Annotated in this window: 10 protein-coding genes; 1 reads left to right on the top strand and 9 read right to left on the bottom strand. The window is 39.3% G+C overall.

Translation table 11 applies throughout. The annotated features are described in order from the left end of the window. Nucleotides 1-7: 7 nt before the first annotated feature. The 9 genes from FGL72_RS02970 to FGL72_RS02930 all read right to left on the bottom strand — a co-directional run bounded on the left by FGL72_RS02970 (nucleotide 8) and on the right by FGL72_RS02930 (nucleotide 9895). A complete protein-coding gene (locus FGL72_RS02970; protein ID WP_146992606.1) occupies nucleotides 8-1156 on the bottom strand; it encodes a cation:proton antiporter in 1149 nt (382 codons plus the stop codon). Nucleotides 1157-1269: 113 nt separating this feature from the next. Further along, on the bottom strand, nucleotides 1270-2406 hold the full coding sequence (locus FGL72_RS02965; protein ID WP_146992603.1) for a tRNA dihydrouridine synthase: 1137 nt from the start codon (nucleotides 2404-2406) through the stop codon (nucleotides 1270-1272). 105 nt (nucleotides 2407-2511) lie between these two features. Beyond that, complete coding sequence (locus FGL72_RS02960) at nucleotides 2512-3828, bottom strand: bifunctional folylpolyglutamate synthase/dihydrofolate synthase (protein ID WP_004904635.1); 1317 nt, start codon at nucleotides 3826-3828, stop codon at nucleotides 2512-2514. Between the two features lie 100 nt (nucleotides 3829-3928). Further along, complete coding sequence (locus FGL72_RS02955; RefSeq protein WP_004904637.1) at nucleotides 3929-4660, bottom strand: glycerophosphoryl diester phosphodiesterase; 732 nt, start codon at nucleotides 4658-4660, stop codon at nucleotides 3929-3931. Next, nucleotides 4657-6006: an ABC transporter substrate-binding protein gene (locus FGL72_RS02950; protein WP_146992601.1), complete on the bottom strand. Its 1350-nt coding sequence runs from the start codon at nucleotides 6004-6006 to the stop codon at nucleotides 4657-4659. The genes FGL72_RS02955 and FGL72_RS02950 overlap by 4 nt, the downstream gene beginning before the upstream one ends. A 2-nt stretch (nucleotides 6007-6008) precedes the next feature. After that, nucleotides 6009-6827, bottom strand: a complete 819-nt coding sequence (locus FGL72_RS02945; RefSeq protein WP_146992598.1) for a carbohydrate ABC transporter permease — start codon at nucleotides 6825-6827, stop codon at nucleotides 6009-6011. Beyond that, nucleotides 6824-7753, bottom strand: coding sequence for a carbohydrate ABC transporter permease (locus FGL72_RS02940; protein WP_146992596.1), 930 nt, complete (start codon nucleotides 7751-7753; stop codon nucleotides 6824-6826). Before FGL72_RS02940 ends, FGL72_RS02945 begins: the two co-directional genes overlap by 4 nt. Before the next feature lies 1 nt (nucleotide 7754). Then, nucleotides 7755-8810, bottom strand: coding sequence for an ABC transporter ATP-binding protein (locus tag FGL72_RS02935; protein WP_146992593.1), 1056 nt, complete (start codon nucleotides 8808-8810; stop codon nucleotides 7755-7757). A gap of 143 nt (nucleotides 8811-8953) precedes the next feature. Beyond that, nucleotides 8954-9895, bottom strand: coding sequence for an NAD(P)-dependent oxidoreductase (locus tag FGL72_RS02930; RefSeq protein ID WP_004900806.1), 942 nt, complete (start codon nucleotides 9893-9895; stop codon nucleotides 8954-8956). Nucleotides 9896-10302: 407 nt separating this feature from the next. On the opposite strand from FGL72_RS02930, the gene FGL72_RS02925 reads away from it, so the two are divergent. Further along, nucleotides 10303-11433 carry a PTS sugar transporter subunit IIC gene (locus FGL72_RS02925; protein WP_146992591.1) on the top strand — a complete coding sequence of 377 codons (1131 nt, stop codon included), beginning with the start codon at nucleotides 10303-10305 and terminating at the stop codon, nucleotides 11431-11433. Nucleotides 11434-11467: the final 34 nt, after the last annotated feature.

Raw genomic sequence — 11467 nt, 5'->3', positions numbered from 1 at the left:
AGAACCGTCATTTAGATGACTTCAATAGGCTACGGCGTAACGCTATTGGCGCAAACAGTGTACTTGCTAAAATAACTACTGCCAATTCAGAATAGTCGCCATTTGTAATAAGATGCGTACTTAAGCCAATATCAGCAATAATTAGTGCCATTTCGCCACGAGAAACCATGCCTAGTCCGATAATGTGAGATTCATATGTGCTCATACCTGTTATTTTAGCACCTAAACTTGACCCAGCCCATTTCGTTACAATCGCCGCAATTGTCATAATTATCAAAAGAAGCCACTTATCACCTAAACCTGTTAGCGTCATTTTTAAACCAATACTGGCAAAGAAAATTGGTATAAAGAAGCCATACCCGATAGTCATCGTGTGCGCCATGATTTGCTTTGCTTGATTAACACGAGCAAGCGCTACGCCGGCAAAAAAAGCACCAACTACCGCTGAAACACCGGCTTTTTCAGCAAAATAGCCCGAAGTAATGGCAAGTAATACACCAATTAATCCAGCAATCGCTGGTAATTTTGTTTGCCACAAGTATTGAACAATTTTAGGTAAAATGTAGCGACTAAATAACCAAAATAAAATAAAAAATAAGATCGCTATCATTAACTGTTGAGATACCCCTACTTTGCCTTGATTTTTCAAACCAAATGATGACATAAATCCTGTTAATATTAGCACAGCCAATATGTCATCGCCAACAGCAGCACCCAAAATGGTCACACCAGATTTAGTTTTTAGTTGATTATACTCACTCAAGACCTCGGCAGTAATCGAGACTGACGTCGCAGAAAAAACGATACCCCAAAATATTGATTGCACCGTATTGTAATGAAATATTTGTGCCAGCAAGAAAAAAGTGCCTAGGGGTAATAGTGCCCCTAAAAGTGCAACAGTTAATGACGTTTTAATGTGTGATAGCAGTTGCTTGATATCTGTTTCGATACCAACAATGAACATCAAAAGTAATACACCTATTTCTGCGATACTATTTAATTCGTGCGAAATTGACACAAGTTTGAAGACACTGGGTCCAATGATGATGCCGGCCAACAACTGGCCAACTACGATAGGCATACCGAAACGATGGGCGCCCCAACCAAAAATAATGGTCGCTATAAACAAGATAATTAAATTCTGATAAATTGTCATTTGTTACTATCCCTACTTAGATTTTTTGTAAATAAAAAAAGCTTATCCTAAAAGTAAACGCTGCTCCCCCACATACGTTCGCCTTAAGTCTAAGCTTAACCAGTTTGATATTATTAACTATTGTTTTTATGGTCAGCTGCGCTGTGATGCTTCTCAGCTGTTGCCATCGCCATGTCAGCAATCGCTGCGGCGTTGTCACGATAAATATGTTGATCAGATGCAACGGCTTCGTAGACTCTTGCTAATTCACGTGTCAAAATCTGACGTACTTCTGTCGTTGAATGCGTCTCCATCAATAATTGACGTAGTGACGACGCATGAGCAAATCCACGAAGATATATTTTAAAATACCGTTTCAGGGCTTCAAAATGCTTGGATGTCACATTAGCGTTGACATCGTCAAACAAATCAAGTTGTCGCTTCAATAAAGCGATTGATTCTTCTAGTGTGTGCTGCCTAGGAATTTTCTCAAAAGCATAAGGATTTTCAAAAATACCACGACCAATCATAATCCCATCAATGCCTGGATGTATCTTAGCCAAAGCTAGGCCCTCTGCCCGTGTTTTGATATCACCATTAATTTGAATGAGTGTTTTTGGAGCCAACTTATCCCGCATAGCCAGTATCTCATCAATATACTCAACATGCGCTGGTGCTTTGGACATTTCTTTTCGTGAACGGAGATGGACAGTTAAGACTGCCACATTTTGACGTAAAATAATGGGTAACCAATCACGAAATTCTTCGGCATGATAGAAACCCAATCGTGTTTTAACTGAAACGGGTAACCCTGATGTCTTCGCAGCTGAAATGATTTTTTCAGCTAAATCATCATGACGAATCAAATCTGAACCAGCCCCATTTTTAATCACGGTTGCATCAGGGCAACCCATATTAATATCAACAGCACGATATCCCATGGTTGGTAGTATTTTTGCAGCACCCGCGATATCTTCTGGTCGTGAACCCCAAATTTGGGCTACCGGTTGTGCCTCATTTTCAGCAACAGCAAGTCGCCCTTGAACTGAAAACTTGGCTTTTGGATGCACCATTGAACTGGCATTCGTAAATTCAGTATAGTAAACATCTGGTGGCCCAGCTTGTGCTACTACTCGACGGAAAATAGTATCCGTGACAGCTTCCATTGGTGCTAAACTAAAAAATGGTTGTTTATCAGATGTTGTGTTTTTGGCTTGTGTTTGTTTTACAATCTCATCCCAAAATGAATCTTGTTGGGTACTAAGCGTCATGCGACATCTCCTTGTATAATGTAAGTAAATTCCATCATATCATATTTTAGATGGTGCTGTCATCTGATTAGGCCAAAGTTCACGGAGATCATTTATCTTCACACATTAAATACGACTATCTTTTTGTAGTGCACTCAGCGTGTAAAACGAACCGGTAACAACAATTAAAGCTTGAGACGATTCACGAACACGCATAGCCAGTGAAATGGCAGCTGTCGCATCGCTAGCAATCTCAACATCAACATTGGGATAACTAGCAATAATCTCGGCTGCTAGCTCTTCAGCATGCAAAGCGCGCGTTTTGTTATTCGGTGTCACAGTAATCACACGTTGCACCACTGGCACAATAATATCTAACATTTCATGATAATCTTTGTCTTTTAAAACACCTAGAATAAGTGTCGGCTTAATTTTTAAGTGCCAAGCATTCAACGCCGAAACCAAACCATTCATACCATCAACATTATGTGCAGCATCAAAAAGAATATTTGAATCTGCATGATAGTTCATACGGCCCAACATTGAAACATTGGCCAAACCATCACGTGATTTTTCAGGTGTAAAATCATACCCCATGGTCATTAGCGCTGCTTTAATTTGCAACACAATACTAAAATTATGTGCCTGAAATGCGCCTGACATACTCAAAAAATAACCTGATTGTCCGTTAATAATTAAATCCATGCCAGCTGGGGTGGTATTGGCAATAATAATTTGATCAGGAGTATGTTCGAACAACGTTGCACCAACTGTTACCGTCCGTTGCTTCAAAACACGACTAACCGTCATATCCTGTCCGGCGTAATTAATGACAACTGTGCCTTTTTTAATAATGGCGGATTCATCTTCGGCAATTTCCGTTAAATTACGACCGATAATATTTTGATGATCTAAACTAATTTTAGTAAATACTGCCATCAATGGCGCATCGATGGCATTAGTCGCATCACGTAAGCCACCCAATCCAGCCTCAAACATAACAAAATCAACGTGTTCGGCCTTAAAATACAATAATGAAATAAGCGTAAAATATTCAAAATAAGTTAATTGATCAAAATTCAAACCGTGTTGCTTGAGACATTTGACAACTTCATCGTAATAACGCAAAAAGTCTTTTGGCGTAATTAACGTATTATTAATTCCTATCTGCTCACGTTCAGAAAGAATTGAAGGACTTGAAAAATGACCACAAGTATACCCATTAGCTTGAAAAATGGCCGTCATCATCGCAACAGTTGAACTCTTACCATTGGTCCCTGCCACATGAATTATTTTTAAGTCTCGGTCGGGGTGTGCTAACCATGATAAAACGTTTTTCAACAATGGCACACGCGTATCATCTAAAATATGCCACGTCCTATCTAAATGCCTAATAACGTTCTTATAACGCGCTTCAATGCGCTTATCTACAGATTTATCCAAGATGTCCCCTCCGACATTTTCTCTGAAACCTATTTTAGCACATGTCGCCAACAAAAATGTATGCAAAAAATCATAATTTAACCACAAAAAAAACGGTTGTTTAAACCGTTACGCCTGCGGGGAAATCTGTAAAGGCAGCATTAATTCCCCATTCGTTTAATCTTGCCATTGTTTTTGGATCATTAACTGTCCAAACATTTAATTTAAAACCTTTGTTCATTAGTATTCTGGCCTGTTCTTGCGTTAAAAATGAGACATCCGGATGAATATAGGCTGCATCAACAGCTTGTGCCTGTTCAAGATGGCTATCAGTAATTGGCCCATCTACTAGTAATCCCGTGGCAACTTTTGGCATTAGCGCGTGAAATTTTTTTAACAGTGGCACATTGAAGCTTGAAACAATAATCTGACAATTTGGATTTAATCGCAGAAAGGCTTTATGAATTCGCATTAAATAAAAGTTCTGTTGTTCCCCTTGCACATCCGTTTTTAATTCAAAGTTGACATTGAGTTGATGCAGATTAACAAAGTCAATTAACCAATCTAACGTGACAATCTGTTGTCCTTGGTAAACTGGACTAAACCACTCGCCAAAATCGAGTTTTTGGAGGCCTTGTAAGGTGTTACGATTGACTTTGCCATTGCCATTCGATGTTCTATTCACGCTAGCATCATGAATAAGAACCAGCTGACCGTCCGATGTGATGTCAATATCAGTTTCTAACCAAGTAATGTCCAAAGGTAACATTTTTTCAAAGGCTGCACGCGTATTTTCTGGCGCTTGCGCTGAGACGCCACGATGTGCAATTTTTATCATAAATTTTTCTCTCATTTCTGCATGTGATTTGCCGAATTATAGGATGCCAATGCTTTATTTGTCGCATCTTCAGCAGTCTGTAAACTTTTTTCAATATCAGCGCCATTGACAATCGATTGCATTGTCGTCTCAACATTCGTACGTTCAATGGGTAATATTGGCACAAGTGGCCCAGCAGTTACTGAATTCTTTTTACTGGTTTCTAGCTGTTTTGTAGCAACACCCAAGTTAGGGTCTTTAGCAATCGCTGATGTTACTTGTGGTAACGCTTTTGCGTTCTTATTGACCGCTAGATAACCTGTGGCCAGCTGCCACTGTGCCTGTGATTGGGCTGATGACATAAATTTTAGAAAATCAGTCACACCTTCTTTAGTAGCGGTTGTTTGATGCTTATTCACCCACAAGGAAGCGCCACCCAATGTTAGGCCATTACGTGCGATATCATCTGCATGTGGGACATAAGTTACCCCTAACTTAAATTTTGCATTAGCTTGTAAGTCACCGGTAGAAGCTGATGATTGCATGAACATCCCCAACTTACCAGCTAAGAATGCCGTTTGTTGATTAGCCTCGGCAATATCACCAGAACCATAACTCACAAAAGATTTATCTTGAATTGCTTGTTTCATAAAGGTCATCAGACGTCGAGCAGCTGGGGTATTAATATTAATTTTTGTTGCATATTGACCAGATTCACGGCCATTATCATGGTTCGCTAGCAACTGATTCTGGTTTGCTGTTAATTCTTCGAAAAGCCACCCATAAGCTTCAATCGTCATGCCCTTAGTTTGATGATTTGTTTTTTCCGTTATCGCTTGCGCCAAATTTAAAACATCCTGATAACTAGGATCTTCGGGCAAAGGTTTTAATCCTAATTTTTCGACTAGACTCTTATTATAATACAAAACCGGTGTGGATGAATTAAATGGTAATGATTGCAATTGATTATCAACAGTGTAGTAGCGCGCAATATTATCCTCAATTTGATTAATGACTTGAGAATCTAGTAAGCGACTGACTGGTTCTGTACTTTTAGTTGACAACATCGTGCTGGTTGCAATTTCTTGTGCTTGTACAATTGCTGGTGCTGCGGATGAATTAGCGACGTTAATATATTTTGGCAGTGATTCAGTATAGGCACCCTGATATTGTGGCACGACTGTGTACTTTATTTGTGATGCGTTATATGTCGCAACTAATTTTTTAAGCGCATCGGCTGGTTTACCACCCATCGAATGCCAAAAAACAATTGTCGTGCGTTGATTTGCACTAACTGGTCTTGACAATCGGCTCATGCCAAGCAGCACGATACTAATCATCAACACAATAGCTATTAAACTCATAACATACTTTTTCTTCATGACTACTTTACCGCCCCATCAAGCAAACCAGATTTAAACGCTCTCTGCGAGAGCAGTAAAACTACGAGACTAGGCACCATAATCAAAATAGCACTTGCCATAATTAGTCCCCAAGCATTAACAGCTTCTGTGGCTTGTAACTGTCGTAACCCAATTTGGGCTGTGCGAACATTGTCACTATAACTTGTAATCAAGGGCCATAAATACATATTCCAAGTGGTCAAGAACGAATAAGCTGCTAAAGTAAACAAACTTGTTTTAGCGTAAGGTATCACTGCATGATATAAGAATCGAAAGTGCCCAACCCCTTCAATTGCTGCTGATTCTCTAAGCGCCAATGGCACTTGCATGAAAGTTTGACGTAATAAAAACGTACCAAATGCTGAAGCAAAGAAAGGAATTGCTAAGGCGGCATAATTGTTCAAAATACCCAACCAACGTAGTGTTTGAAAGTTTGGAATGAGTTGTGATTCAAATGGTAACATCATCGTTCCAATGAAAGCATAAAATATAATTTGCTTCCCTTTGAACGGAATAAAAACAAAGGCATAAGCTGCTAATACTGAGAAAACAACTTGACCAACCATTACTATAGCTGAAACTAGCAGCGAGTTCAGTAGATATCGTAAAATAGGTGTTGCAGTTATTGCTTGTATATAGTTGTCAATTGTGAATTGACTCGTAAAATAATGACCCGTTAAAATAGCATTGTTTGGTAACAATGACACCCATACGCCAACAATTAAGGGGATTAATAATACCAAAGATAAACCTATCATCAGTACATAACGCCATATCTTTTCATTGCTTGTTATAATCATTGATACATTACCCGCTTTTCAGTCAATTTAAATTGTGCAATCGTTACCAGCGCAATTAAAAGCGCCAAAACAATTGATTCGGTTGATGCTTTACCAACGTTAAGGTTAACAAAGGCAACTTTATATATTTGGTACACAATTAAATTGGTACTATTATTTGGTCCCCCTTTAGTCAATAAGTCAACTTGCCCAAAGGTTTGGAAGGCATTAATCATTGTAACCGTGCCCACAAAGAATAATGTCGGGCTAATTTGCGGTAATGTAATGTGATAAAATTTATGCCACGTTGTCACCCCTTCAATGTCAGCTACTTCATATAATGGTGTGGCAACATTTTCTAAAGCACCAGTCAGTGCCAAAAATGAAAAGCCTAAATTCATCCAAACTACGGTTAAAATCACTGCAAACAAAGACCAAGTGTTATCAGTTAACCAATGAATCGGTGGTAAATGCAATAGATTTAACACAATGTCAGAAACACCTGTTGTGGGTTGAAAAATAAATAGCCAAAGCACGGAGGCCACTGAAACAGAAACGCCCATCGTTGAAGCAAAAAATGTCCGAAATAACGTCGTGCCTTTTAAGTGTTTGCTTGTCACCATGGCTAAAGCCAAAGCACTCACTGTTGTTAACAATGTCACCATAAAGACGAAAATAAACGTTGTCAGCAAGCTTTTCATAAAAAACTTATCTTGTAATAGTGTGCCGTAATTTGACAAGCCAATAAATTTAACCGGCTGCCCTAAAGCATTGGTTAAAAACATACTGTAATAAACAGTTTTAACTAGCGGATAAAAAACAAAAACACCGAGAAAAATAGCTGATGGTGCTATAAATCCCATAGCCGCTAAATGTGTCTTTAGCTTTTGCTGCAGTTGCGTATGTTTCACAACTGCATGATTTGCTGAAGAAAAAGCATGATCCATGTTACACCCCCACAGTAGCTAACGCTTGTCCTGCTAAATCAAAGTAATATAGGTCCTCACGCGACACATAAATTGTCACATATTGCTGTGGTGACAAGTTTGCCATACCTTTGATTTTAAATTGTACCGTTTCATCGCGATTATTAATTGTACCAAAGAGCAATGTATCCGAACCAATATAGGTCATACTGGCGAGCCATAATGATATTGCCAAATCATCTTTATTTTCTTGATTTACGTGGGCTGCTTGTGGCCTGATTCCAACCAAGGCATCTGGATCAAAAGGTGTATTAATTGCGACCCCGTGGTTTTGCCAATCTGTGACACCAGGAATCACATTCATTTTTGGTGTGCCAAAAAACTTAGCAACAAAAGTATTTTCAGGTACCTGATAGAGCTGTATCGGCGTCCCAATTTGCTGCACGATTCCATCATTCAAAATCATCACGCGATCACCCATTGTCATCGCCTCGGTTTGATCATGGGTCACGTAAATCACTGTTATTCCCAACTTGCGTTGCAATGCTTTTATTTCATAACGCATACTTTCACGTAATTGCGCATCAAGGTTAGAGAGTGGCTCGTCCATTAAAATAATGTCCGCGCCTGAAACGATACTTCTCGCCAAAGCAACACGTTGTCGTTGCCCACCCGATAATTCACGTGGGTACCGTGACGAAAAATCAGTCAAATCAACCATTGTTAAAGCATCAGACAACCGCTGAAATTGCGTCGCCCGATCAACTTTGCGTGATTTTAAACCAAAAACGATATTTTCAGAGACCGTCATGTTGGGATAGAGTGCATAATTTTGAAATACCATTGATAAATGCCTTGATTTTGGTGGTAAATCATTCATTCGTTCACCATCAATCAATAATTCGCCACCTGTAATGCTTTCCAATCCAGCAATCATTCTAAGAATTGTAGATTTTCCTGAACCCGAAGGCCCAACCATGACAAAAAATTCACCCGGCGTAATAGATACAGTAACATCTTTTATCACTGCTTCATCTTGTTCTGTGTAGTGCTTTTTGATATGTTGTAATTCAATCATTATTATTCCTACCTTTACCCATGACTTCATCCTATCAATAGCATGTCAAAAAAATAACCTTATAGTTGTGATGAATACGTAAATAAACGTAAAGAATTTATAGGCATAAGAAAAGCCAAGATCATATTATCTTGGCTTTTGTTTCAGTAACCCTTATCAAGATTAACAACATTTTGCTTAAACGAGCCATCGTTAACAAACGATGTTAAATTTTGTTCAAATAGTCTAAATAATCCGCCAGTACGACCAGCATTGACATGTTCCCCCCAACTTGTATGCTGAGTTAACAAAATCTGATGACGCTCAAATAGGGGATGGTTTTTTGGTAATGGTTCTGGTGTTGTGACATCCAATGCAGCAAATTTAACGCGAGAATCATCGATTGCCGATAACAAGGCATCTTGATCCAATGTCGTCCCACGACCAATGTTAATAAATAAAAATAGTTGGTTGACTTGTTCAAAAAAACGAGTGTCAAAAAAATCGGCTGTATCTGCCGTACCTGGCAAACCATCAACAACAACACGAGCTTTTGCTAAGCCTGCCTGATAATTAGAAATTGGGTAGACGGCATCGAAACCGGGTACTGCTCGACCAGATGTATTTACACCGTATACCGTGCCACCAAAAGCCTTAATATGTGATGCAATTTGTTTACCAATACGCCCTGTACCAAAAATCAATACCGGCAACTCATTAATTAGGTACTGATTCGTAAACGGTTCCCAGTGTTTACGCGTGGCATAAACATTTAAGCCACGTGCAAAGTAAAGTATATAACTTAGCACTGTTTGTGCAATTGGTAGTGCTTTCAGACCACTGGCATTGGTGACCGTGATTCCTCGTGCTTTAAGTAAAGACAACGGCAAATAATCAACGCCCGCTGACTGCGCTTGGATCCACTTTAATTTAGCATTAGGATCGGCTAATATTTTCTCACCAATCGCGTTATCCCAGCCGTAACTAATCATGATATCAGCAATTTGATTAGCTGTTATCGTGTCAGGTGTGACAACATCAATCCCATAAGAAGACAATAACTCATAATTTTCCGACGTTAAAGCTTTCACTGATAAAAGTAACATGATTCTACCTCCTAGTGTATCTTATAGATTATATTAAACTATATTTACTCGGACAACAAACTTTATTTCATGAGAATTAAATTAAAAATTTGACATTTAATTTTCTTCATGTCATAATAAAAAAATCAACTTAAAGGACTTGAAAAAATGACTCAGAATCGTTCTTACAACTTCACAAGCATTATTAAGATCAACGTCGTCATTATTATCTGACATTTCGCTGGTCTGTTTTTGCTACCAGTCGAGGTGTCATCTATCGACTGGCGTAAGAATGACTGCTCTGTGCATCATTTTTAAAAAGCGCTAGTATGCAACTAGCGCTTTTTTTCTTTTCGTTTTTATACTTAAGTCTTATCTCAAACACAGTCTAATGAGATAAGCAGTGGCTATTTTAGGAGGAATTTATTATGGACGCAACAGTTAACTCATCAACCCCAGTAAAAGAAAAGTCTACATTACTGGACAAAAAGAAACAACCACGTACCGTCAGAGATGTGGTCTTTGATGTATCAACAGGGATTTCTAATGCTATTTTGGCTGTATTAGGCATGGGACTTTTAATGGCATCGCTAGGCAATTTATTGCACATCACACCACTCGTTCAGGCTGGTCTGATGGGTCAAAAAATGTTAGCCCCTGCACTCGGTGTCGGTATTGCCATCATGATGCGAGCCAATATTTTGACCACAGGCGCCGCACTCATCGCAGCAACCGTAGGTTCTAATGCTGTTTATTTTACTACAGCCAGTTCACCAGCAACGCATACTGCTACTGGCTGGATAGCTGATCAGGCAGCAGGTTCACTCATTATGACATCTGGGCAACCTGTTTCAGCAGTGCTTGCGGCTTTGCTTGCTGTTTTTGTCGGTAATTGGCTCACCGGTAAAACCCCGCTAGATATGATGTTAGTCCCATTTGCAGCAACATTAGCAGGTACAATTTTTGGACTCGGTACTGCTGCAGTTACAACCCCATTCTTGAATTGGGTGTCCGAATCGCTCGCTTCGACGATGAAAGTTAATCCATTCCTCGGTGCTTTTGTTGTATCGGTCGTCTGGTTCTTATTCTTGATGACGCCCGCATCTTCGGCTGCTTTAGCCATCGCAGTCATGCTAGACCCCTTATCAGGTGGCGCCGCTTTAATTGGTACCACTGCAGGCTTTGTTGTCTATACCGCTATGGGTTGGACTCAAAACAACCTTGGGGCTAATTTTGCCCAAACCATTGTCACACCTAAAGTTCAATTTCCCAACCTTTTAAAAAGTCCATTATTAATGTTTGGTCCAGCATTAATTGCTGGTTTTTCAGCTATGCTAGCTGTTGGTGTGTTCAATCTCAAGGTGCCATTTGCTATTGCTGGCTTAGGGCTAAACGGCTTTATTGCACCTATTGCTTTGGCATCTAGCAATCCACGTGGATTGCTGTTAGTGGCTGTATTTGGCATTGTTGTGCCCGTCATCAGTAGTTTAATTATGTATTACCTATTAAAAAAAGCCGGTAAAACAAAAGCAAACGATTTACATTTGGACGTTGTTTAATTTTAATTAAAGCGTTATAGTATAATTATCATAA

The organism is Leuconostoc citreum (assembly GCF_007954785.1).
In the GTDB taxonomy this organism is placed as follows: Bacteria; Bacillota; Bacilli; order Lactobacillales; family Lactobacillaceae; genus Leuconostoc; species Leuconostoc citreum.
The sequence above is the reverse complement of the archived record's forward strand: the minus strand, read 5'-3'. Positions and strand labels throughout refer to the sequence as shown.